Raw genomic sequence first — 22,744 nt, 5'->3', positions numbered from 1 at the left:
GCCGGGCAGGCCGCGCGTCGCCTCGGAAGCCTCGGCGACGGCGCCGCCCGGCGTGGCTGCGGCAACCGCGCCGACAGCCGCGCTCGCGCCGCCCGCCGGGGAGGTGGCGGACACCAGACGGTCTCCGGACGCCGGTTGGCCAACTGGTACCGGGTGGTCACCGGATGCCAGACCGTCGCGGGCTGCCGGGCGGTCGCCGGACAACGAGGCGTCGCCGGGAGCCAGCCGCAGCAGCAGGCCGCCCTCCGCGCGTGTCACCGACTCCACGTCCGGGAGGGCCGCGATCTTCTCCACCAGGGGGTCGGGGATGTCGGCCGCCAGGCCGACGAGGAGGGTGTCTCCGGAGCCGACGATCTCCGCTACCGGGCCCGCCTGGACGAGGCGGCCGCGGTCCATGACCACGAGGTGGGTGCAGGACTGCTCGACCTCCGCGAGGAGGTGGCTGGAGACGATGACCGTGCGGCCGGCCGCCGCGTAGCGGATCATCACCTCGCGCATCTCGCGGATCTGGGGCGGGTCGAGGCCGTTGGTCGGTTCGTCGAGGATGAGGAGGTCTGGGAGGCCGAGCATGGCCTGGGCGATGGCGAGGCGCTGGCGCATGCCCTGGGAGTAGGTGCGGACCGCGCGGGCGAGCGCGTCGCCGAGACCCGCGATCTCCAGGGCCTCCTCCAAGTGGGCGTCCTGCGGCGGCCGTCCCGTGGCCTGCCAGTACAGCTCCAGGTTCTCGCGGCCGGAGAGGTGCGGGAGGAAGCCCGCGCCCTCGACGAAGGCGCCGACCCTGGACAGCACGGGGGCGCCCGGGCGGATCGCGTGCCCGAAGACCCTGATCTCGCCGGCGTCCGGTTTGATCAGGCCCATCAGCATGCGCAGGGTGGTCGTCTTGCCCGCGCCGTTCGGGCCCAGGAGGCCGAGCACCTGGCCCTTCTCTACGCGGAAGGACAGGTCCCGTACCGCGTACCGGTCCGCCGACTTCGCGTACCGCTTGCTCAAGTCGGTGATCTGGAGCGGGACTTCGGCCAGCGCGGGGTCGGGGGGTGTCGACGCCGTACGCCTGCGTCCTGTCAGCAGCAGGGCCAGCGCGGCCGCCGCGCCCGCGAGCGGGAGCCACCAGACCCAGGACGGCAGGGTCGCCGCCGCGGTGGTGACGCCGGGGGCCGTCGGCACCTTGAGGTCGCTCTTCAGGGTGACGGTGTACGTCGCCGGGGCCGCCGGGGAGGCGTAGCCGAGGTCCGTCGAGGCGAGGACCAGGCGCAGGTGGTGGCCGCTCTGGACGTCGTAGTCGATGGCGGGGAGGGTGATCGTGACGTCCTTGCCGGCCTTGGTGCCCTCGACCCTGAGGGGGGTCACCAGCTGGGAGGGGAGCACCTGTTGGGTGCCGCCCGGGCCTACGTCGTACACCTTGCCGAAGAGGACTGTGTCGTCGCTGGTCGACTTGACGTGGACGGTGACCGTGGGCGAACCGGTGATGCGGAGGCTCTTGGTGACGGGCGCCGAGTTGAACGCGGCGTACTGGCCGGGGAAGTCGAGGGAGATCCCGATGCCCAGGGAGGACAGCTGGGAGAGGCCGCCGGTGCTGCCGAGGCCGGGGAGGGCCGAGATGGCGGGTGGGCTGGCGCCTGCCGGGTTGGTGAAGGACTGCTCCCGGCGGCCGGTCAGGGTGATCGCGCGCGGGTCGCTCTCCAGGCCGGGGTAGGCGCTGCCGCTCGCGCCGCGCAGCAGGGCGGCGCCGTCCGTGGAGTCGACGCCGCCGGTGCGGGTGACGCGGAAGGCGGGGCCGGTGTCGGTGTTCTTGTCGTCCTTCAGGTACCGGTCGAACCAGGAGGTCACGCGCGCCTGCACGCGGCTCGTCTCCATGTCGCCGCCGTCATGGCCGCCCGCGATCCAGTCGACGTCCACGGGAGCGCCGTTCGCGCGGATCGCCTTCTCGGCCGCGTCGGCCTGGCCGAGCGGGAAGAGGGAGTCGGTCTGGCCCTGGATCAGGAGTGTCGGCACGTTGATGTGCGTGGCGACGGCCGACGGTGAACGGGCTTCCAGGAGCGCGCGGGCCGCGGCGTCCGGCGTGCCGGACTCGGCCACCCGGTCGTACATCTGGCACAGCGCGGGCTCGAACTTGGCGCAGCCGCCACCGGAGTTGATGAAGATGCCGGCCCAGAGCTTCTTGAAGACGCCGTTCGGGAACAGCGCGTCCGCGAGGTTCCAGTACGTGATCGCCGGGGCGATCGCGTCCACCCGGTCGTCGTATCCGGCGGCCAGGAGGGAGATGGCTCCGCCGTAGGAACCGCCCGCCATGCCCACGCGGGGGTCACCGGGCTTGTCGAGCTGGACGTCCGGCTGCTTGGCCAGCCAGTCGATCAGCTTCGATACGTCCTTGACCTCGCCGGCCGGGTCGTTCAGGCCGATCTTGCCGGTCGACTTGCCGAAGCCGCGCGCCGACCAGGTCAGTACCGCGTAGCCGTCTCTGGCGAGGTCTTGGGCTTCTTGTCGTACGTCGTCCTTGCTGCCGCCGAAGCCGTGGGCTAGCAGGATGGCGGGGCGGCGGGCGGTGCCGCCGTCTGTGAAGTACGAGGTGTCCAGGCTGACGCCGTCGATCGCCATCACTCGGTCTGTTTGGTGGACTGGGGGTGCGTCGTCCGAGGCTGCGGCCGTCCAGGTGCCGGCGGCGGCGAGCACGACGACGGCTGCGGTGGCTGCTAGCCAGCGCCGGGGGTGTCGTAGTCGTCGTAGGCCTTGCAGCCCGGGCAGTCGAAGATCCATGCGTCAACGGTACGGGGCGTCTCTGACAGTTGGGGCAGACCCTGGGGTGAACCGGGGTGAGGTGTGTACCGCGGTTGGTGTACGGCTATGGGGGTGGGGGCTTCTGTTGAGTGCCGAGTGCGGGTTCGTTGTGGCTGGTCGCGCAGTTCCCCGCGCCCCTAAAAGACCTCTAGTTCTCCGGGATTGAGATAAGCCAGCGGGTCTCCCTTCGGGGGCGTAGGTACAGGGCCCAGTAGAGAGTGGCCACCGTCACTATCCCGCCCGTCCACAGCAAGTAGGTCGTCTCCTGCTGGGTGAGGATGTAGGCCAGTACCGCGATGAGCAGGAGCGGGATCGACGGCCACAGGGGCATGCGCCACGCGTGCGTGTGGCGGTGTGATCCGCGTCGGGAGAGCAGGGCGGCTACCGCGACCAGCAGGTACATGCCCGTCACCGAGACGCCTGTCACGCCGTAGAGGGTGTCGAGGTTGACGAAGCAGAGGATCGCGCCGGGGATGCCGACCGCGAGGGTGGCCACCCAAGGGGAGCCGAAGCGGCCGAGTTTGGAGAAGACGGTGTTGACCGGGGCGGGCCAGGCCTTGTCGCGGGCCGAGGCGAAGAGGACGCGGGAGTTCTGGATGACCATGACGATGCCGGCGTTGATGATCGCCAGGGCTACGCAGAGGCTGACGAAGGTGCCCACCGCCGAGTTGGACCAGGCCGTGACCATCGCTCCGATGTCGCCGCCCGTCAGCGTCGAGAGGTCCGACGCGCCCATCGTGATCGCGACCACCGGGACCAGGATGATCACCGTGGAGATCGCGAGGGTGGCGAGGACCGTGCGGGCCACGTTGCGGCGGGGGTTCTCCAACTCCTCGGAGAGGTAGACCGCTGTCGAGAAGCCCTGGGTGACGAAGAGTGCGATCGCCAGGCCGGAGACCACCAGCATCGCCGTGACCGTGTCCGTGTGGCCGCCCGTCCCGGCGACCTGCATCGACGTCAGGCTGCCCAGGCCTCGTTGGCTGTGCGTGAAGCCCAGGAGGGCTACGACACCTGCCGCTATGACCTCCAGGACCAGGAAGATGCCGGTGATCCAGGCGTTCGCGCGCAGGTCCAACAGGCCCGCCAGCGTGGCCAGGAGCATCACGCCGGCGCCGGTCAGGGACGGGTTCAGGTGGGCTATCGGGGCGAGGTAGTCCGCCGTGCCCATCGCTATCACCGGCGGGACGATCATCACGACCAGGAGGGACAGGACGAAGACCAGCCAGCCCGCGAGCCTGCCCGCCAGGGTCGACACCATGGCGTACTCGCCGCCCGCGCTGGGGATGAGGGTGCCCAGTTCCGAGTAGCAGAACGCCACGGCGATGCAGAGGACCGAGCCGATCGCGATCGTGAGGGCGGTCGCGGTGCCGAGCGAGCCGAACAGGTCGGGGACGACCACGAAGAGCGTGGAGGCCGGTGTCACGCAGGAGAGCGTGAGGAGGGTGCCGCCGACGATGCCGATGGAACGCTTCAGCTTCTGCGGGCTCTGGGGCTGGGGACCCCGGCCCTGAGGACTCTGGGGACTGTCCGACGACGCCTCGGAAACGGCGGCCTCGGCAGTGGGGAGGGTGTCGGTCACGCGCTGATGGAACATTGACGGAAACCATCACGTCAATGGGTGTTCACCTACGGAATCCGTTGATCCAGACCGGTCTGAGTGTCTTATTCGGCACCCGGAGGCAGTGCTGGGCCCGGTTCGGCTCGGTACGGGAACCGCAGGTGTCGTAGGCGAAAAAATGGGGCCGTCCGCGATACGGACGGCCCCACTCGGTGCTGCTCGGTGTTGATCAGTGGTTGCGCGGGAAGCCCAGGTCCACGCCCGACGGGCCGTCCGCCGGGTCCGGCCAGCGGGTGGTGACGACCTTGCCGCGGGTGTAGAAGTGGGTGCCGTCGTTGCCGTAGATGTGGTGGTCTCCGAAGAGGGAGTCCTTCCAGCCGCCGAAGCTGTGGTAGCCGACGGGGACCGGGATGGGGACGTTGACGCCGACCATGCCGGCCTCGATCTCCAGCTGGAAGCGGCGGGCGGCGCCGCCGTCGCGGGTGAAGATCGCGGTGCCGTTGCCGAAGGGCGAGCTGTTGATGAGGGCCACGCCCTCGTCGTACGTCTCGACGCGCAGGACGCACAGCACCGGGCCGAAGATCTCGTCCTGGTACGCCTTCGCGGTGGTCGGCACCTTGTCGAGCAGGGAGATGCCGATCCAGTGGCCGTCCTCGAAGCCCTCGACCGTGTAGCCGGTGCCGTCCAGGACGACCTCGGCGCCTTCGGCCGCCGCGCCGGTGACGTAGGAGGCCACCTTGTCGCGGTGGACCTTGGTGATGAGGGGGCCCATCTCGGAGGTGGGGTCGTTGCCGGGGCCGATCTTGATCTTCTCGGCGCGCTCGCGGATCTTCTCGACCAGCTCGTCGCCGATGGAGCCGACCGCGACGACGGCCGAGATGGCCATGCAGCGCTCGCCGGCCGAGCCGTAGGCCGCGCTGACGGCCGCGTCGGCCGCCGCGTCCAGGTCGGCGTCGGGGAGGACCAGCATGTGGTTCTTGGCGCCGCCCAGGGCCTGGACGCGCTTGTGGTTCGCGGCGGCGGTGGTGTGGATGTAGCGGGCGATGGGGGTGGAGCCGACGAAGGAGACCGCCTTCACGTCCGGGTGGGCCAGGAGGCGGTCCACGGCCACCTTGTCGCCGTTGACGACGTTGAAGACGCCGTCGGGCAGGCCTGCCTCCGCGAGGAGTTCGGCGATCTTCAGGGACGCCGAGGGGTCCTTCTCGGAGGGCTTGAGGACGAAGGTGTTGCCGGTCGCGATGGCGAGCGGGAACATCCACATCGGCACCATGGCCGGGAAGTTGAACGGCGTGATGCCCGCGACGACACCCAGCGGCTGGCGGATCGAGGAGACGTCCACCCGTGAGGCGACCTCGGTCGACAGTTCGCCCTTCAGCTGCACCGTGATCCCGCACGCCAGGTCGACGATCTCCAGGCCGCGCGCGACCTCGCCCAGCGCGTCGCTGTGCACCTTGCCGTGCTCGGCGGTGATCAGCTCCGCGATCGCGTCCCGGTTGGCGTCCAGCAGCGCGCGGAACTTGAACAGGATCGTGGTGCGCTTGGCGAGCGAGGAGGTGCCCCAGGTCGCGTAGGCGTCCTTGGCGGCGGCCACGGCCGCGTCGACCTCGTCGACGGAGGCGAAGGGGACCTTCGTGGTGACGGCGCCGGTCGCCGGGTCGGTGACCGGCCCGTACGTGCCCGACGCGCCTTCGACGGACTTGCCGCCGATCCAGTGGTTGACGATCTTCGTCATGCCCAGATACTCCTTCACAGATGGCGGCGTCGGGTGGAGACGTGCCGTTCGTACAGCTCACGTGCCTTGACCGCGGACGATCGGGTCGCGGTCGCGGCCACAGGTACATCCCACCAGGCCTGCGCGGGAGGCGCGCCCGACACAGTGTCTGCCGTTTCGGTCTCCACGTAGACACATGTGGGAGTGTCCGCGGCCCGCGCCTCGGCGAGTGCCTCGCGCAGGTCGCTGACGGTCTTCGCGCGCAGGACGCGCATGCCGAGGCTGGCCGCGTTGGCGGCGAGGTCGACGGGCAGCCGGGCGCCGGTGTAGGAACCGTCTTCAGGGGAACGGTGGCGGTACGCCGTGCCGAAGCGCTCGCCGCCCACCGACTCCGACAGGCCGCCTATCGACGCGTACCCGTGGTTCTGTATCAGCAGCACCTTGATCGCGATGCCTTCTTGTACGGCGGTCACGATCTCCGTCGGCATCATCAGGTACGTGCCGTCACCGACCAGCGCCCACACCGGCCGGTCCGGGGCGGCCAGCTTCACGCCGATCGCGGCCGGGATCTCGTAGCCCATGCAGGAGTAGCCGTACTCCAGGTGGTACTGGTCGAACGACCGCGTCCGCCACAGCTTGTGCAGATCTCCGGGGAGCGAACCGGCCGCGTTGATGAGGATGTCCGACGCGTCGACGATCTCGTCCAGCGCGCCCAACACCTGTGGCTGCGTGGGGCGTACGTCGGGTTCCTCGGCCTCGTAGCAGGCGTCGACGCGCTGTTCCCAGCGCTCCTTGTCCTCGCGGTACTCGGCGATGTACGACGCGGTGACCCGGTGCTCGTCGCGGCCCAACTCCTCGGCCAGCGCGGCCAGTCCACTCCTGGCATCCGCGATCAGTGGCTGTCCGGCGAGCTTGTGGCCGTCGTAGGCACCGATGTTGAGGTTGAGGAAGCGGACGCCGGGGCGTTCGAAGAGGGTGCGGGAGCCGGTGGTGAAGTCGGTGTAGCGGGTGCCGATGCCGATCACCAGGTCGGCCAGGCGGGCGAGTTCGTCGGCGGTCGCGGTGCCGGTGTGGCCGATGCCGCCGACGTCCTGGGGGTGGTCGTGGTTCAAGGAGCCCTTGCCGGCCTGCGTGGAGGCGACCGGGATGCCCGTGGCGGCGGCGAACTCGGCGAGGACGGCTTCGGCGCGGCTGTGGTGGACTCCGCCGCCCGCGATGATGAGCGGCCTCTTGGCCTCGCGAACTGCCCTTACCGCCTCGGCGAGTTCGGCCGGGTCGGCGGCCGGTCGCCTTACGTACCAGGTGCGTTCGGCGAAGAACTCGTCCGGCCAGTCGTGGGCCTCGGCCTGAACGTCCTGTGGGAGAGCGAGAGTTACGGCTCCGGTCTCCACGGGGTCGGCCAGGACCCGCATCGCCTGGAGTGCCGCCGGGATCAGTGCCTCGGGGCGGTTGATCCGGTCGAAGTACCTCGACACCGGGCGCAGACAGTCGTTGACCGACACGTCGCCCGCGTACGGGACTTCGAGTTGCTGGAGCACGGGGTCGGCGACGCGGGTGGCGAAGGTGTCGCCGGGGAGGAGCAGGACCGGGAGGTGGTTGATCGTGGCGAGCGCGGCGCCGGTGACGAGGTTGGTGGCGCCGGGGCCGATCGATGTCGTCACGGCGTGTGCGGAGAGGCGATTCGACTGACGCGCGTAGCCAACTGCCGCGTGCACCATGGACTGTTCGTTACGGCCCTGGTGGAACGGCATCGCGGGGGCTGTCTCCCCATGGGGCGCCGTCGCGTGCTCGATGAGCGCCTGGCCGAGGCCCGCCACGTTGCCGTGGCCGAAGATGCCCCAGGTCGCGCCGATCAACCGCCGCCGTACGCCGTCGCGTTCGGTGTACTGGACGGACAGGAACCGTACGAGTGCCTGTGCGACCGTCAGCCTCGTCGTCGAGGTCATCGGTAACCACCTGTGCTTTCAACGTGGTCCGGGTGGAAACAGATCCGCCACTCCCTCGTTCCACCCGGCCCCGCCATGACGTTCAGGTAGTACATGTCGTGACCCGGCTGGGCGATCGACGGGCCGTGCCAGCCATCGGGCACGAGCACGGCGTCGCCGGAGCGGACCTCCGCGAGGACGTCGGATCCGCCCTCACGGGAGGGGAATACGCGCTGATAGCCGAAACCGTTCGGGCCGTCGATCTCGAAGTAGTAGATCTCCTCCAACTCGACTTCCTCGCCCGCCCGTTGTTCGTCGTGCTTGTGCGGCGGATACGAGGACCAGTTGCCGCCGGGGGTGATCACCTCGACGGCGATCAGCTTGTCGCAGTCGAAGGCGTCGGCCGAGGCGAAGTTGCGGACGGTGGGGGTCCCCCCGCGCGAGGTTGTTCGAGCGTGGGGGAGGAGGCAGGTGCCGTCGCCGCGTCGTTCCACCGGAACCTCCGGCGCGGGGCCGTAGCGAGCGGGGAGTCGTCGCTCGCACTTCGCTCCTGCCAGGGCGAAGCGGCCTCCCGCGCCGGAGGCGATCTTGGCCTGGGCGTCGCAGGGCACGTACGCGAAGTCGGTGACTCCGGCGAACACGCTTTCCCTGCCCAGGAGTTGGAACTCTTCGTCCACAATTCGCACGGTACATCCACCGCAGAGCGGAAGCACGATCCACTCGCTGTCACCGGTGGTGAAGTGGTGTGTCCCGCCCGGCTCCAGCTCGACGATCCGCAGACTGCTGTGGGTCCAGCCGGCCCGCTTGGGGTCGATGTCCACGGCGTACTGCGCGTTGGCGGCGGAGCCTTTCGGGACGTACAGCTCGGGGACGTACGGCTCGACGGTCGTCATAACGCGGCCCTCACAGCAGCCCTACGGCGGTGTCCACGGCGGCGGCGACGTCTCCGTCCGCCGGGTAGAGCAGCGAGCGGCCGACCACCAGGCCGCGCACGGTGGGGAGTTGGAGGGCGCCGCGCCACTTCTCGTAGGCGCCGTCCTGGTCGTCGCCGACCTCACCGCCGAGGAGGACCGCGGGGAGGGTGGAGGTCTCCATGACCTGGGCCATGTCGTCCGGGTTCTCGGTGACCGGGAGCTTGAGCCAGGTGTAGGCCGAAGTGCCGCCCAGGCCCGAGGAGATGGCGATGGACTTGATGACGGCCTCGGCGGAGAGATCGTTCTTCAGCTTGCCCTCGTCCGTACGGCGGCTGATGAACGGCTCGACGAACAGCGGCAGTTGACGCGCGGCCATGTCGTCGATGGCGCGGGCGGTGGACTCCAGGGTGGTGAGGGAGCCCGGGTCGTCGTAGTCGATGCGCAGGAGCAGCTTGCCCGCGTCGAAGTTGAGGCGCTCGATGTCCTGGGCGCGGTGGCCGGTGAAGCGGTCGTCGAGTTCGAAGGTCGCGCCCTGGAGGCCGCCGCGGTTCATCGAGCCCATGACGACCTTGCCGTCGAGGGCGCCGAGGAGCAGCAGGTCGTCGAGGATGTCGGCGGTCGCGAGGACGCCGTCGACGCCGGGCCGGGAGAGGGCCAGACAGAGCCGTTCGAGGAGCTCGGCGCGGTTGGCCATGGCGAACTTGTGGTCGCCGACGCCGAGCGCGCCGCGGGCCGGGTGGTCGGCGGCGACGATCATCAGCCGGCCGGCGTCGTTGAGCAGCGGACGGCGTACCCGTCGGGCGGCGGCCTCGGCGATCGCCTCGGGGTGCCGGGTGCGGACGCGGACGAGCTCGGAGATGTCGACGCGGGGGCCGGTGACGGCGGTGGCGCCTTCATGGCCCGAGGGGCCCGCGACGCTGTCCCCGTCCTCGTTGTCCACGTGTGCGTGCGTCACGCCGTCTCCGCCTTCGTACTCGCTCTCCCGCTCGCCCCCGTGCTCGGCGCCCGCCACGCGGCCGGCCCTCACAGGACCGCTCCGGCGGCGATCGCGCCCTCGACCTCGGCGACCGTGGGCATCGCGGACGAGCACTCCAGGCGGGAGGCGACGATCGCGCCGGCCGCGTTGGCGTGCCGCATGATCTTCTCCAGATCCCAGCCGGCCAGCAGGCCGTGGCACAGCGAGCCGCCGAAGGCGTCACCGGCGCCGAGTCCGTTGAGGACGGTCACGGGCAGCGGGGGCACCTCGGCCGACTCGCCGTCCCGGTTGACCGCGAGGACGCCCTTGGGGCCCTGCTTCACTACGGCGAGTTCGACACCGGCGTCCAGGAGCGCGCGGGCGGCGGCGTGCGGCTCGCGTACGCCGGTGGCGACCTCCACCTCGTCGAGGTTGCCGACGGCGACGGTCGTATGGCGGAGGGCCTCCTCATAGAAGGGGCGGGCCTCGCTCGGGTCCTTCCAGGCTGCATCTTTCCAAAACGCCGGCCGCCAGTCGAGGTCGAAGACCGTCGTACCGGACTTCGTGCGATGGGCGAGGGCCGCGAGCGTGGCCGTACGGCTGGGTTCCTCACTCAGGCCCGTGCCGGTGATCCAGAAGATGCGGGCCTCGTGGATCGCGTCCAGGTCGAGGTCGTGGGCGTCGATCTCCAGGTCCGGGGCCTTGGGCTGCCGGTAGAAGTACAGCGGGAAGTCGTCCGGCGGGAAGATCTCGCAGAAGGTGACCGGGGTCGGCAGTCCGGGGACCGGGGTGACCCAGCGGTCGTCGACTCCGAAGTCGCGCAGCGCCTCGTGCAGGTAGGTGCCGAAGGGGTCGTCGCCGGTGCGCGAGACCAGGGCCACCTCGCGGCCCAGCCGGGCGGCGGCGACCGCGACGTTCGCCGCCGAGCCGCCGAGGAACTTCCCGAAGGTCGTCACCTGGGGCAGCGGCACGCCCGTCTGCAGCGGATAGAGGTCCACCCCTAGCCGCCCCATGGTGATCAGGTCGTACGCCATCGACTTCCCTTCGCGCCCTCACCTCCGGCCCCCCTGAGGACCGGATGCGGAGCGGCTTCGTTTCGGCTCTCCACGGTTTGTAGTCCCGCGCCCCGAGCCCTGTCAATGTTTTGTCCAGACATTCGGACGAGACAGGGGCAGGTTGAGGGTAAGGGCTTGCATTCTGACGGTCATGACGACGGTCGTTTGTCGGGTGCGTGCCCGCTGTGGCTTGTCGGGCCCACGCGGCGGAGCCGTCCATCGATACAGCCCCGCGCCCCTTTCGGGGCGCTGCGGTCCCGCCCGGCCGGAGGCGCCGATCGGGGCGGCCACGTTGGGGTCCGTGTTCTGCGGGCCTACGACCGCTGCGGCGCTCGGTGAGCACTGTAGGCGGCTCGATTCGGGTTGCTGGACGACGTGTTGACCCGCTGGTCGGCGGCCTGTACACCGAGTTCGGAGCGGGTCGTGCGGGCCTGGTCGGAGCTGGTGCGGACCCGGGGCGCGGTGCGGATTTCTCCAAGACCGGCCGGGCGCGGTGATGCAGGCTGAGCGCCTGGGCGGTTGATCCCTGGGGATGCGCGGGCCTCCAGTGGGTCAACGGGGCCGGGGATGCGGGAGTCGGTGGGCCGGGCCCGGCGCAGCGGGTCGGGCCCACCTTGCTGTGCCGACCCTGGCTTTGCCGACCCTCGCTGTGCCGACCCTGGCTTTCGGTGACAGCCAACAGATTTCGGCGATAGTCAACGCGCCGCGCCTTTGCGCCCGCGTGCGCCTTTGCGTCACCTGTGTCACAAAAGCCCCCTTCGTGTCACACATATCGCGTGTACGCGGGTTTTGCGTCACACCCGGTCGACAGGCACTTCCCGTCCTTCACTCCGTGTCGTTCACCGAGGACAGGCTTTGTGATCGCCAGCGCAGCGCACGGCTCCCCCGACGGCCGCCCCCGGCCGCCGCCGCGGCGCGCGCAGGGAGGTGCACTCATGACCGACCGACGGCTCTGGTCGTACAAGGAAATCGCGGCCCACATCCGCGTCCAGCCCGACACCGTCCGCTCCTACCGCAAGCACGGCCTGCTGCCCCCGCCCGACCACGTGGAGAGCGGCAAGCCGTACTGGTACGCCGACACGGTCCGAGCCTGGGTCGCCTCCCGCCCGGGCAACCGGGGTCGTAGAGACGACTGACCCGAGCCGGCGCGCTGACGCGGTACCGGGGCCCGGTACCGCGCCGGTCCCTCCGGTCGCGTCCGCGGGCGGGGCAATTCGGTTGCCGGTACGACCGACCGCGGCCGAGGATCCCCGGATGAACCTCTCCGCCAAACCCGTCCTCACCGGCGAGAAGACCGTCCTCCGCCCCTTCACCGCGTCGGACGCCGACCACATCTGGCAGCTGATCCAGGACCCGGAGGTCATCCGTTTCACCTTCGAGCCGTCAACCGAACTGGCTCCGGAACGGCTGCGTTCCTGGTACGCGTCCCGGGCCGACCAGCCCGACCGCCTCGACCTCGCCGTCACCGACCCCGCGACCGGAGAACTCCTCGGCGAGGTCGTCCTCTACGAGTGGGATCCCGCCGCCCGCAGCTGCACCTTCCGCACCCTCATCGGCCCCCGGGGCCGCGGCCGGGGCATCGGCACGGAGGCGACCCGCCTGATCGTCGGGTACGGATTCGAACAACTGGGGCTGCATCGCGTCCAGTTGGAGGTCTACGGCCACAATCACCGGGCCCGGCGGGTGTACGAGAAGGTCGGGTTCGTGGTCGAAGGCGTGCGGCGCGAGGCCCAGTTGCGGGACGGGGAGTGGGTCGACGAGGTGGTCATGGGCGTACTGGACCGCGAGTGGAGCGTGCACCGCGGATACCCCGAGGCCACGCTCAACTCCACGGCTCGATGACCGTCACCCCCGCTCCCGGCGCCGTGCCCATCGCGGCCAGTGCCGCCGGGGTCTCGTCCAGGGTGATCGTGGCGGTGGCCAGGAGGTCGGGGCGGAGTACTCCCGTCCGGACCAGTTCGAGCATGGGCGGGTAGGTGTGGGCCGCCATGCCGTGGCTGCCGAGGAGTTCGAGTTCCAGGGCGATCGCGCGGGCCATGGGGACGGGAGTCGTGCCGGACGGGGAGGGGAGGAGGCCGACCTGGATGTGGCGGCCTCGGCGGCGCAGGCCGTTCACCGAGGCGGCGCAGGTCGTCGGGGAGCCCAGGGCGTCCAGGGAGAGGTGGGCGCCACCGCCCGTCAGCGCGCGTACCGCCTGCGCCGTGTCCGGGGCCCGCGTGCCGTCCACACACTCCGCCGCCCCGAACTTCCTTGCCAGCGCGAGTGCTTGGGGTGAGATGTCTACCGCGATGACCCTGGCTCCCGACGCCGCCGCGATCATCACGGCCGACAGTCCGACTCCCCCGCAGCCGTGCACCGCGACCCACTCCCCCGGGGCGACCCGGCCCCGCTGCACCACCGCGCGGAACGCCGTGGCGAACCGGCATCCCAGCGATGCCGCCGTCGCGAAGGACATCTCGTCCGGCATCGCGACCAGGTTCACGTCGGCGTGGTCCAGCGCCACGTACTGGGCGAAGGAGCCCCAGTGAGTGAAGCCCGGCTGGGTCTGCCGCTCGCACACCTGCTGGTCGCCCGCCGCGCATGCGGGGCAGGTTCCGCAGGCGCACACGAACGGGACGGTGACGCGGTCGCCGGGGTGCCAGGCGGTGACCCGGGGGCCCACCGTCTCGACCACACCGGCGAGTTCGTGGCCCGGTACGTGGGGCAGCGTGATGTCGGGGTCGTGGCCCTGCCAGCCGTGCCAGTCGCTGCGGCAGAGGCCGGTGGCCTCCACCCTCACGATCACTCCGTGGGCTGAAGGGTGGGGGTCCGGTACCTCGCGTACCTCGGCGGGTTCACCGTATTGCTCGAACACCACCGCTTTCATTTGGGCTCCCATCGCCGTTGCGGTCTGCGGGTACATCGTGGCTGGTCGCGCCGTTCCCCGCGCCCCCAGGCAGGTTCTCTCCCCCCTCGTTGACACCGAACCGTTCATGGAAGAGTCGCAAGGGGCCCGGCGCCCACCAAGTCGCCCTTCCTGTCAGCTTCATCACCGCCGGGACCAGCAGGCTCCGGACGACCATCGCGTCCATCAGTACCGCGAGGGCGATGCCCAGGCCCAGCATCTTGGTGTCGGTGACCCGGGAGGTGCCGATCGCGACCATCACCACCAGGGTGACGACGGCGATGAGGACGGCCGCCCAGGGCAGGCAGGTGGCTATCGCGTGTTTGAAGTCGACCAGGACGGCCGCCGTGCCGGTCACCTTGGTGGTGAAGGGGGTGTCCGTGGTTGGGCCGCGGCGTCGACCGCCTCGCCCTTGGGCAGCACCGTGAAGTACGCCGAGTCGCCCTTCACCAGGGGGCCGTCCACCCGTGCCACTTCGGGGAGTTGGGCGATCTCGGCCTTGTACACACGGAGAGCGTGGGTTAGGGCACGGCCCTGAACACCGCCAGGCACCGGCCGGAGAGGGCGTCGATCACCCACCCGTCGCCCGCCCAGCCGAGTACGTCCGGGCCGACCGGGATGCCCGGCGGGATCTGGAAGATGACCGGCGGGACCGGGAGCCGGCGGCCGAACGTGTAGGCCGACAGGGGTGCCAGTACGGCGATGGCCGTGATCAGGATGAGCGTCCCGGACTGCGGCATGAGGCGTATCTACCATAAAGTGCCGGTAAATCTGCCCTGTAGGAGTACGAGGGGATTTGCCGTGACCTACTCTCCGCCGCCCGGCGCGCCCCGGGCCCGTATCCCCGGGCCGCAGCAGCCGCCGCCGACGTACCCCCAGATCCGCACCGGCCTGTGGAAACACTGCCTGGGCGGCGGGCTGGCGCTGTGGGTGCTGACCGCGCTGGTCACGTACGCGACGAAGAACACCACCCTCCTGCCGACGCTGATCCTGCTCGGCAGCTTCCTGGTGCCGGTGACCTTCGTCCTGTGGGCGTACGAGCGGCACGGGCGCGATCTCGGCGTCAGCGTGATCCTGGGCTGCTTCCTGACCGGCGGCACGCTCGGGGTGCTGGGCGCCTCGGTGATGGAGTACTACCTGCTGCACCCCTCCCTGTGGATGTTCGTCGGCGTCGGTCTCATCGAGGAGGCCGTGAAGCTGGGTGCGCTGATGTTCGTGCTGCGCCGGCGGCCGCGGCTGCACGGGATGCGCGCCGGGCTGGTGCTCGGCGCGACGGTCGGCTTCGGTTTCGCGGCCCTGGAGAGCGCCGGGTACGCCTTCAACGCGGCCGTCTCCACCAAGGGCATCGATCTGCGGGCGCTCCTGGAGACCGAGATCCTGCGCGGGGTCCTCGCGCCCTTCGGGCACGGCCTGTGGACGGCGATCGCGGGTGGCGTCCTGCTCACCTACCGGCAGTTGAACGGGCGCTTCCGTTTCACCGCCCCGGTCGTCGACACGTATCTCGGCGTCTCGCTGCTGCACGCCCTGTGGGACTCGACGCACGGCATCGCCATCTGGCTGGTCGCGCGACTGTCGGGCACGGGCCTGGACAAGCAGCTGTTCGCCCAGGGATACATCCCGAGGCCGACCGACCAACAGGAGCATCTGTTCACGATGTTCTCGGTGGGCGGGATGGTGCTCGTGGCCCTGCTCGGCACCGCCTGGGTGCGGTCGCTGGCCCGGCGCGACCCCTCTTGGAGAAATACCCCCTAGGGGTATACTCTGGGGACAGAGTGAGCCACTGTGGACCACTCCGACCCCACACGCCTCTACGAGGAGAACGACATGACCGCCCAGACCGACACCCAGGGTTCCGTCACCACCGTCTACAAGGTGAGCGGGATGAGCTGCGGACACTGCGAGGGCTCCGTCTCCGGCGAGATCTCCGGGCTGCCCGGCGTCACCTCGGTGAAGGCCGTCGCGTCGACCGGCGAGGTCACCGTCGTCTCCGCCGCCCCGCTCGACGACGAGACCGTCCGCGCGGCGGTCGACGAGGCGGGCTTCGAGCTCGTCGGCCAGGTCTGATCAACGTCGGCCCGAAGAGCATCAGCACCACACGTCGGTTTTCCGACCGGGCCGTGCCGACCAGCTGATACTGGCTCCGCACGGTCCGGTCCGATGTCTGGAGTCCGGACATGACCAGTACCACCACGATCGGCACCACCGCAGAGACACCCATAGCCGCGGCCCCCGACGCCGCCGAGGTCGAGCTGCTCATCGGCGGGATGACCTGCGCCTCCTGCGCGGCCCGCGTCGAGAAGAAGCTCAACCGCATGGACGGCGTCAGCGCCACGGTCAACTACGCGACGGAGAAGGCGAAGGTCAGCTACCCGGCGGGCATCCAGGTCGCCGACCTCATCGCGACCGTGGTGAAGACCGGGTACACCGCCGAGGAACCCGCGCCGCCGGAGCCGGAGACCCAGCACACCCCCGAGGACGCCCCCGATCCCGAACTCGCCTCCCTGCGCGAGCGGTTGACCGTCTCCGCCCTCCTCGCCACGCCCGTCGTGCTGCTCTCGATGATCCCGGCCCTGCAGTTCGACAACTGGCAGTGGCTCGCGCTCACTCTCGCCGCACCCGTGGTCGTCTGGGGCGGACTGCCGTTCCACAAGGCCGCGTTCACCAACGCCCGGCACGGCGCCGCCACCATGGACACCCTCGTCTCCGTCGGCACGCTGGCCGCGTTCGGCTGGTCACTGTGGGCGCTGTTCTGGGGCGACGCGGGCATGGCCGGCATGCACGACGAGTTCCGCCTCACCGTCTCGCGCACGGACGGCGCCTCGACGATCTACCTCGAAGTGGCCGCCGGAGTCGTCGCGTTGATCCTGCTGGGCCGCTATCTGGAGGCCCGCTCGAAGCGCCGCGCGGGGGCGGCCCTGCGCGCACTCATGCAACTGGGCGCCAAGGACGTCGCCGTACTGCGGGACGGTCGTGAAGTACGGCTGCCGGTGGCCGAGTTGGCGGTCGGGGACCGTTTCGTCGTACGGCCCGGGGAGAAGATCGCGACCGACGGCACCGTCGTCGAGGGTGCCTCGGCGGTCGACGCGTCGATGCTGACCGGCGAGTCGGTGCCGCAGGACGTGGCACCGGGTGACACGGTCACGGGTGCGACCGTGAACGCCGGCGGGCGGCTCGTCGTAGAAGCGAGTCGGGTCGGGTCGGACACCCAACTCGCGCGGATGGCGCGGCTGGTGGAGGACGCGCAGAACGGCAAGGCCGAGGTGCAGCGGCTCGCCGACCGGATCTCCGGGATCTTCGTGCCGGTGGTGCTGCTGATCGCGGTCGGCACGTTCGGGGTGTGGCTCGCAGTCACCGGCGACGTGGCCGCCGCGTTCACCGCGGCCGTCGCCGTGCTGATCATCGCCTGCCCGTGCGCGCTGGGCCTCGCCACTCCGACCGCCCTCATGGTCGGCACCGGCCGCGGCGCCCAGCTCGGCATCCTCATCAAGGGCCCCGAGGTCCTGGAGTCCACCCGCCGCGTCGACACGGTCGTCCTCGACAAGACGGGCACGATCACCACCGGCCGGATGACCCTCCAAGAGGTCTACGTCGCCGAAGGCACCGACGAGCGGCAGTTGCTGCGGCTCGCGGGTGCCCTGGAGCACGCCTCCGAGCACCCCGTCGCGCGGGCCGTCGCGGCGGGCGCCGAGGAGCGGGTGGGACCGCTGCCGTCGGCCGAGCACTTCGAGAACGTGCCCGGCCGTGGCGTGCGTGGACGCGTGGAGGGCCGCGAGGTGGCCGTGGGGCGCCTCTTCGACGACCTTCCGGAGGAGTTGGCCCGAGCCAGGTCCGAGGCCGAGAGCGGTGGACGTACGGCCGTGGTGGTCGGCTGGGACGGAGCGGCGCGCGGGGTCGTCGCTGTCGCCGACGCGGTCAAGGAGACCAGTGCCGAGGCCGTACGGGAGTTGCGCGCGCTCGGGCTCACCCCGGTGCTGCTGACCGGGGACAACCGGGCGGTCGCGGAAGCGGTGGCCGCGGCCGTCGGGATCGACCCCGGCGATGTCATCGCCGAGGTGCTGCCCGAGGACAAGGTCGATGTCGTACGACGGCTGCAGGGCGAGGGGCGGACCGTCGCCATGGTGGGCGACGGGGTCAACGACGCCGCCGCGCTCGCCACCGCCGATCTCGGGCTCGCGATGGGCACCGGGACGGACGCGGCGATCGAGGCGAGCGATCTGACGCTGGTGCGCGGGGATCTGCGGGTGGCCGCGGACGCGATCCGGCTGTCCCGGCGGACGCTCGGCACCATCAAGGGCAATCTCGTGTGGGCGTTTGGGTACAACGTGGCGGCGCTCCCGCTTGCCGCCGCGGGAATGCTGAACCCCATGATCGCGGGGGCCGCGATGGCCTTCTCGTCGGTGTTCGTGGTCTCCAACAGCCTGCGACTTCGGACATTTCGCTGAAGTTCCGCAAAGTTACCGGGAGTTACGGGAACCTGAAGTAAGAGTCCCTCTAGAGACCGACGACGGCCTCACATAAGCTCTTCACAAGGCTCGCGCATCATCCTTACGCTGGGGCCCCGACCACGACATCGGGGCTCTTGCGCACCTAACGGACATATGCAAGAGACGCAGATCACAGTGATGTGAACGTAACCATCGAAGGGGTTCGAAGGTCTAAGTTGACGATGTCAGCAAGCGTCTTGGGGGGCGCGAACTGGCATCTGAGGATGTCTTGGGGGACTTCCTCAGAGATGCGTTGCCGGGACACGTACACCGGGGAGCTTTGAGCGGCCCTCCCGTCGTGCGATGTCCCGGCAGACCGCACACATCACTGGCACCACCCAGTAGTACGAGGAGTTTTGCTCGTTCTGCTCAACGAAGCTCAGTTTTATCGAGCTTCGGCACTACAGCGATTCAGGCGCTGGTTCTCAAAGACGCCCGGCCGGATCCCGTGGGGGGAATCCGCACCGGGACATGGGAAGGCGCCCTGTACGCCGGCCCGTGGGGGGACCGTCGGCAGGGCGCCTTCTTCTTTGAGTCACCGGCGCAGTACAGCGCCGCTGTTTTTGGTCTTCAGGGGCGCGGGGCTGTGACATGTGCGGCTCCGCCGCGCGGGCGCGACCAGCCCCCACCGGACCCGCAGCGAACAACCTGCGGACCCAGCGGAGTTCCTGGCGGAGTGCTTCAGCGACCCTCGACCGGCACGAAGTCGCGCTCGACGACGCCCGTGTAGATCTGGCGCGGGCGGCCGATGCGGGAGCCGGGCTCCTTGATCATCTCGTGCCACTGGGCGATCCAGCCCGGGAGGCGGCCCAGGGCGAACAGGACCGTGAACATCTCGGCCGGGAAGCCCATGGCCCGGTAGATCAGGCCGGTGTAGAAGTCGACGTTCGGGTAGAGGTTGCGCGAGACGAAGTAGTCGTCGGACAGCGCGTGCCCTTCGAGCTTCAGCGCGATGTCCAGCAGCTCGTCGGACTTGCCGAGGGCCGAGAGGACGTCGTGCGCCGCCGCCTTGATGATCTTCGCGCGCGGGTCGAAGGACTTGTACACCCGGTGGCCGAAGCCCATCAGGCGGACGCCGTCCTCCTTGTTCTTCACCTTGCGGATGAAGGAGTCGACATCGCCGCCGTTGGCCTGGATGCCTTCCAGCATCTCCAGGACGGACTGGTTGGCGCCGCCGTGCAGCGGGCCCCACAGCGCGTTGATGCCGGCCGAGATCGAGGCGAACATGTTGGCCTGCGAGGAGCCGACGAGGCGGACCGTCGAGGTCGAACAGTTCTGCTCGTGGTCGGCGTGCAGGATCAGCAGCTTGTCGAGCGCGGAGACGACGACCGGGTCGAGGTCGTACTCCTGCGCCGGGACCGAGAAGGTCATGCGCAGGAAGTTCTCGACGTAGCCGAGGTCGTTGCGCGGGTAGACGAACGGGTGGCCGATCGACTTCTTGTACGCGTACGCCGCGATCGTCGGAAGCTTGGCGAGCAGCCGGATCGTGGAGAGGTTGCGCTGCTTCTCGTCGAACGGGTTGTGGCTGTCCTGGTAGAAGGTGGACAGCGCCGAGACGACCGACGACAGCATCGCCATCGGGTGGGCGTCGCGCGGGAAGCCCTTGTAGAAGTTCTTGACGTCCTCGTGCAGCAGGGTGTGCTGCGTGATGTCGTTCTTGAACACGGTGAGCTCGTCGACGGTCGGCAGCTCGCCGTTGATGAGCAGGTAGGCGACCTCCACGAAGGTGGAGCGCTCGGCCAGCTGCTCGATCGGGTAGCCGCGGTACCGGAGGATGCCCTGCTCACCGTCGAGGTAGGTGATGGCGGATTTATAAGCGGCGGTGTTCCCGTAACCGCTGTCCAGCGTCACCAGACCGGTCTGGGCGCGGAGCTTCCCGATGTCGAAGCCCTTGTCGCCGACGGTGCTGTCGATCACCGGGTAGGTGTACTCGCCGTCGCCGTACCGCAGTACTACAGAGTTGTCGCTCACGTCATCCCTCACCGACGTTGTGCCTCTTCTTCGAGGTTGCCCTGACTGTCTCTACCATCCCCCATTTGGCGCAGGAGAGTGCACTCGGGGTCGACCATTGGGCCTATTGGCGGCACTCAGTGCCGCCAACCTGTTCATCCTGCCCCCTCCACCCCGGCATCTGGAAGTGCTGTGTGACCTTCATGACTCATTTGATCGATCATTTTTCATGCTCAGTCTGAAGTCCAGTGCCGTGCAGCGTCGTCCCGCCGAGACCGTACGCACCGCCTGGCCGATCGCCTTGCGCGATCCGACCAGCACAACCAGCTGTTTGGCCCGGGTCACGGCCGTATACAGCAGGTTCCGCTGGAGCATCATCCACGCGCTCGTGGTGACCGGGATCACCACGGCCGGATACTCGCTGCCCTGCGAGCGGTGGATGGTCACCGCGTAGGCGTGCGCCAGCTCGTCCAGTTCGTCGAATTCGTACGGCACTTCCTCGTCCTCGTCCGTCAGCACCGTGAGGCGCTGGTCCACCGGGTCGAGTGAGGTGACGACGCCGACCGTGCCGTTGAAGACACCGTTCTCGCCCTTCTCGTAGTTGTTGCGGATCTGGGTGACCTTGTCGCCGACCCGGAAGACCCGGCCGCCGAAGCGCTTCTCGGGGAGGTCGGGGCGGCCGGGAGTGATCGCCTGTTGCAGCAGCCCGTTGAGGTTGCCCGCGCCGGCCGGTCCCCGGTGCATGGGCGCGAGCACCTGCACGTCCCGGCGCGGGTCGAGCCCGAACTTGGCCGGAATCCGCCGGGCAGCCACGTCCACGGTGAGCCGGCCGACCTCCTCCGTGTCGTCCTCGACGAAGAGGAAGAAGTCCTTCATGCCGTCGGTGACCGGGTGTTGCCCGGAGTTGATCCGGTGCGCGTTGGTGACCACGCCGGACTGCTGGGCCTGGCGGAACACGCGCGTGAGGCGTACGGCGGGGATCGGACCGCCCTCCGCCAACAGGTCCCGCAGCACCTCGCCGGCGCCGACGCTGGGGAGTTGGTCCACGTCTCCTACGAAGAGGAGGTGTGCCCCTGGAGGCACCGCCTTCACCAGCTTGTTGGCGAGGAGGAGGTCCAGCATGGAGGCCTCGTCGACGACCACCAGGTCGGCGTCCAGGGGGCGGTCCTTGTCGTACGCCGCGTCGCCGCCGGGCTTGAGTTCCAGGAGGCGGTGGACAGTTGAGGCCTCGGCGCCGGTGAGTTCCGCGAGGCGTTTGGCGGCGCGGCCGGTGGGGGCGGCGAGGACGACCTTGGCCTTCTTGGCACGGGCCAGCTCGATGATCGAGCGGACCGTGAAGGACTTTCCGCAGCCGGGACCACCGGTGAGGACGGCCACCTTCTTCGTCAACGCGAGCCGGACGGCGGCCTCTTGCTCGGGGGCGAGCTCCACGCCCGTCTTCCCCTTCAGCCAGGTCAGCGCCTTGTCCCAGGCCACGTCGTGGAAGCCGGGCATACGGTCCGCCTCCGCGTGGAGCAGGCGGCGGAGCTGGGCGGCGAGGGAGAGTTCGGCGCGGTGGAAGGGGACGAGGTAGACGGCGGTGACGGGTTCCGAGTCGCCGCCGGGGCCGGGGACCTTCTCCCGTACGACGCCGGGGTCGCCGGACTCCTCGTCCGGGAGGGCGAGTTCGGCGAGGCACTCGATGACGAGCCCGGTGTCGACCTGCAACAGCTTCACCGCGTCGGCGATCAGACGTTCCTCGGGGAGATAGCAGTTGCCCTGGTCGGTGGCCTGCGAAAGGGCGTACTGGAGGCCTGCCTTGACGCGCTCCGGGCTGTCGTGCGGGATACCCACGGACTGGGCGATCTTGTCGGCGGTGAGGAAGCCGATGCCCCAGACGTCGGAGGCGAGGCGGTACGGCTGGTTCTTCACTATCGAGATCGACGCGTCGCCGTACTTCTTGTAGATGCGGACCGCGATCGACGTGGACACCTCGACGGTCTGGAGGAAGAGCATGACCTCCTTGATCGCCTTCTGCTCCTCCCAGGCGTCGGCGATCTTCTTCGTCCGCTTGGGGCCGAGCCCCGGGACCTCGATGAGGCGCTTGGGCTCGTCCTCGATGATCTGCAGGGTGTCCAGGCCGAAGTGCTGGGTGATGCGGTCGGCGAAGACGGGTCCGATGCCCTTGACGAGGCCGGAGCCGAGGTAGCGGCGGATGCCCTGGATGGTGGCGGGGAGCAGCGTCGTGTAGTTCTCCACGGTGAACTGCTTGCCGTACTGGGGGTGGGATCCCCAACGGCCCTCCATGCGGAGGGATTCGCCGGCTTGGGCGCCGAGGAGCGCGCCTACGACGGTGAGGAGATCGCCGCCGCCTCGACCGGTGTCCACGCGGGCGACCGTGTAGCCGTTCTCCTCGTTGGCGTAGGTGATCCGCTCCAGGACGCCTTCGAGGACGGCGAGGTGCCGCTCGCCTGTGGGGTTCCCCGGATTTGCCGCCTGGTTGGACATGATCTGACGGTACCGGGCGGGTGTGACAGTGGGGTGGGGTCAGGGG

General features: G+C 69.7%; 16 protein-coding genes and 1 pseudogene. 5 read left to right on the top strand and 12 right to left on the bottom strand.

The features are described 5' to 3' along the window. From ACFWP5_RS15920 to iolC, 7 genes are all read right to left on the bottom strand, one after another. A partial coding sequence (locus tag ACFWP5_RS15920) for an alpha/beta fold hydrolase (protein WP_384155699.1) occupies positions 1 to 2,754 on the bottom strand: 2,754 nt, incomplete at its 3' end. Positions 2,755 to 2,923: 169 nt separating this feature from the next. Further along, entirely contained in the window at positions 2,924 to 4,354 is a 1,431-nt protein-coding gene (locus ACFWP5_RS15915; RefSeq protein ID WP_384155696.1) for an APC family permease, read from the bottom strand. 208 nt (positions 4,355 to 4,562) lie between these two features. Beyond that, entirely contained in the window at positions 4,563 to 6,065 is a 1,503-nt protein-coding gene (gene mmsA, locus ACFWP5_RS15910; RefSeq protein ID WP_384155693.1) for a CoA-acylating methylmalonate-semialdehyde dehydrogenase, read from the bottom strand. Positions 6,066 to 6,079: 14 nt separating this feature from the next. Continuing rightward, entirely contained in the window at positions 6,080 to 7,990 is a 1,911-nt protein-coding gene (iolD, locus tag ACFWP5_RS15905; protein ID WP_384155690.1) for a 3D-(3,5/4)-trihydroxycyclohexane-1,2-dione acylhydrolase (decyclizing), read from the bottom strand. Continuing rightward, positions 7,987 to 8,862 (bottom strand): 5-deoxy-glucuronate isomerase, encoded by an 876-nt coding sequence (iolB, locus tag ACFWP5_RS15900; protein ID WP_384155687.1) that lies wholly within the window; start codon positions 8,860 to 8,862, stop codon positions 7,987 to 7,989. The genes iolD and iolB overlap by 4 nt, the downstream gene beginning before the upstream one ends. A gap of 10 nt (positions 8,863 to 8,872) precedes the next feature. Further along, positions 8,873 to 9,742, bottom strand: a complete 870-nt coding sequence (locus ACFWP5_RS15895) for a deoxyribose-phosphate aldolase (RefSeq protein ID WP_384155711.1) — start codon at positions 9,740 to 9,742, stop codon at positions 8,873 to 8,875. Between the two features lie 164 nt (positions 9,743 to 9,906). Beyond that, positions 9,907 to 10,872: a 5-dehydro-2-deoxygluconokinase gene (iolC, locus tag ACFWP5_RS15890; RefSeq protein WP_384155685.1), complete on the bottom strand. Its 966-nt coding sequence runs from the start codon at positions 10,870 to 10,872 to the stop codon at positions 9,907 to 9,909. A 956-nt stretch (positions 10,873 to 11,828) separates the two neighbouring features. Here iolC and ACFWP5_RS15885 point away from each other — a divergent pair. Both ACFWP5_RS15885 and ACFWP5_RS15880 read left to right on the top strand, forming a co-directional pair. Beyond that, the gene (locus ACFWP5_RS15885) at positions 11,829 to 12,029 is read left to right on the top strand and encodes an AlpA family transcriptional regulator (protein ID WP_019065707.1); all 201 of its coding nucleotides are present in this window, start codon (positions 11,829 to 11,831) and stop codon (positions 12,027 to 12,029) included. Between the two features lie 118 nt (positions 12,030 to 12,147). Continuing rightward, a complete protein-coding gene (locus ACFWP5_RS15880; RefSeq protein ID WP_384155680.1) occupies positions 12,148 to 12,735 on the top strand; it encodes a GNAT family N-acetyltransferase in 588 nt (195 codons plus the stop codon). Here ACFWP5_RS15880 and ACFWP5_RS15875 read toward each other — a convergent pair. The 3 genes and pseudogenes from ACFWP5_RS15875 to ACFWP5_RS15865 all read right to left on the bottom strand — a co-directional run bounded on the left by ACFWP5_RS15875 (position 12,716) and on the right by ACFWP5_RS15865 (position 14,517). After that, on the bottom strand, positions 12,716 to 13,759 hold the full coding sequence (locus ACFWP5_RS15875; RefSeq protein ID WP_384155677.1) for a zinc-dependent alcohol dehydrogenase family protein: 1,044 nt from the start codon (positions 13,757 to 13,759) through the stop codon (positions 12,716 to 12,718). The two genes, ACFWP5_RS15880 and ACFWP5_RS15875, sit on opposite strands and share 20 nt — an antisense overlap. Continuing rightward, positions 13,728 to 14,326 (bottom strand): annotated as a pseudogene (locus ACFWP5_RS15870) (MMPL family transporter); the annotation flags it as partial. The pseudogene ACFWP5_RS15870 and the gene ACFWP5_RS15875, both read right to left, overlap by 32 nt. Further along, the gene (locus tag ACFWP5_RS15865; RefSeq protein ID WP_384155675.1) at positions 14,299 to 14,517 is read right to left on the bottom strand and encodes a hypothetical protein; all 219 of its coding nucleotides are present in this window, start codon (positions 14,515 to 14,517) and stop codon (positions 14,299 to 14,301) included. The gene ACFWP5_RS15865 and the pseudogene ACFWP5_RS15870, both read right to left, overlap by 28 nt. 61 nt (positions 14,518 to 14,578) lie before the next feature. Between ACFWP5_RS15865 and ACFWP5_RS15860 the strand changes: the two genes are divergently transcribed. The 3 genes from ACFWP5_RS15860 (at position 14,579) to ACFWP5_RS15850 (ending at position 18,219) form a co-directional block, all read left to right on the top strand. After that, a complete protein-coding gene (locus tag ACFWP5_RS15860; RefSeq protein WP_384155672.1) occupies positions 14,579 to 15,529 on the top strand; it encodes a PrsW family intramembrane metalloprotease in 951 nt (316 codons plus the stop codon). A 72-nt stretch (positions 15,530 to 15,601) separates the two neighbouring features. After that, a complete protein-coding gene (locus ACFWP5_RS15855; protein WP_384155669.1) occupies positions 15,602 to 15,841 on the top strand; it encodes a heavy-metal-associated domain-containing protein in 240 nt (79 codons plus the stop codon). Between the two features lie 110 nt (positions 15,842 to 15,951). Then, positions 15,952 to 18,219: a heavy metal translocating P-type ATPase gene (locus tag ACFWP5_RS15850; RefSeq protein ID WP_384155667.1), complete on the top strand. Its 2,268-nt coding sequence runs from the start codon at positions 15,952 to 15,954 to the stop codon at positions 18,217 to 18,219. 723 nt (positions 18,220 to 18,942) lie between these two features. Here ACFWP5_RS15850 and ACFWP5_RS15845 read toward each other — a convergent pair. Then, positions 18,943 to 20,232, bottom strand: coding sequence for a citrate synthase (locus ACFWP5_RS15845; RefSeq protein WP_384155664.1), 1,290 nt, complete (start codon positions 20,230 to 20,232; stop codon positions 18,943 to 18,945). Positions 20,233 to 20,412: 180 nt separating this feature from the next. Beyond that, positions 20,413 to 22,698 (bottom strand): ATP-dependent RecD-like DNA helicase, encoded by a 2,286-nt coding sequence (locus tag ACFWP5_RS15840; RefSeq protein ID WP_384155661.1) that lies wholly within the window; start codon positions 22,696 to 22,698, stop codon positions 20,413 to 20,415. Positions 22,699 to 22,744 lie beyond the last annotated feature (46 nt).

The sequence above is a fragment of the Streptomyces sp. NPDC058469 genome (genome assembly GCF_042721125.1).
GTDB lineage: Bacteria > Actinomycetota > Actinomycetes > Streptomycetales > Streptomycetaceae > Streptomyces.
Note: the sequence above shows the minus strand (reverse complement) of the source record. Positions and strands in the feature narration are given on the sequence as shown.

Coding starts and splice junctions, on each gene's coding strand:
- mmsA (WP_384155693.1), bottom strand. CDS start 6,065: ATGACGAAGATCGTCAACCACTGGATCGGCGGCAAGTCCGTCGAAGGC.
- iolD (WP_384155690.1), bottom strand. CDS start 7,990: ATGACCTCGACGACGAGGCTGACGGTCGCACAGGCACTCGTACGGTTC.
- iolB (WP_384155687.1), bottom strand. CDS start 8,862: ATGACGACCGTCGAGCCGTACGTCCCCGAGCTGTACGTCCCGAAAGGC.
- iolC (WP_384155685.1), bottom strand. CDS start 10,872: ATGGCGTACGACCTGATCACCATGGGGCGGCTAGGGGTGGACCTCTAT.
- ACFWP5_RS15885 (WP_019065707.1), top strand. CDS start 11,829: ATGACCGACCGACGGCTCTGGTCGTACAAGGAAATCGCGGCCCACATC.
- ACFWP5_RS15880 (WP_384155680.1), top strand. CDS start 12,148: ATGAACCTCTCCGCCAAACCCGTCCTCACCGGCGAGAAGACCGTCCTC.
- ACFWP5_RS15875 (WP_384155677.1), bottom strand. CDS start 13,759: ATGAAAGCGGTGGTGTTCGAGCAATACGGTGAACCCGCCGAGGTACGC.
- ACFWP5_RS15865 (WP_384155675.1), bottom strand. CDS start 14,517: ATGCCGCAGTCCGGGACGCTCATCCTGATCACGGCCATCGCCGTACTG.
- ACFWP5_RS15855 (WP_384155669.1), top strand. CDS start 15,602: ATGACCGCCCAGACCGACACCCAGGGTTCCGTCACCACCGTCTACAAG.
- ACFWP5_RS15850 (WP_384155667.1), top strand. CDS start 15,952: ATGACCAGTACCACCACGATCGGCACCACCGCAGAGACACCCATAGCC.
- ACFWP5_RS15840 (WP_384155661.1), bottom strand. CDS start 22,698: ATGTCCAACCAGGCGGCAAATCCGGGGAACCCCACAGGCGAGCGGCAC.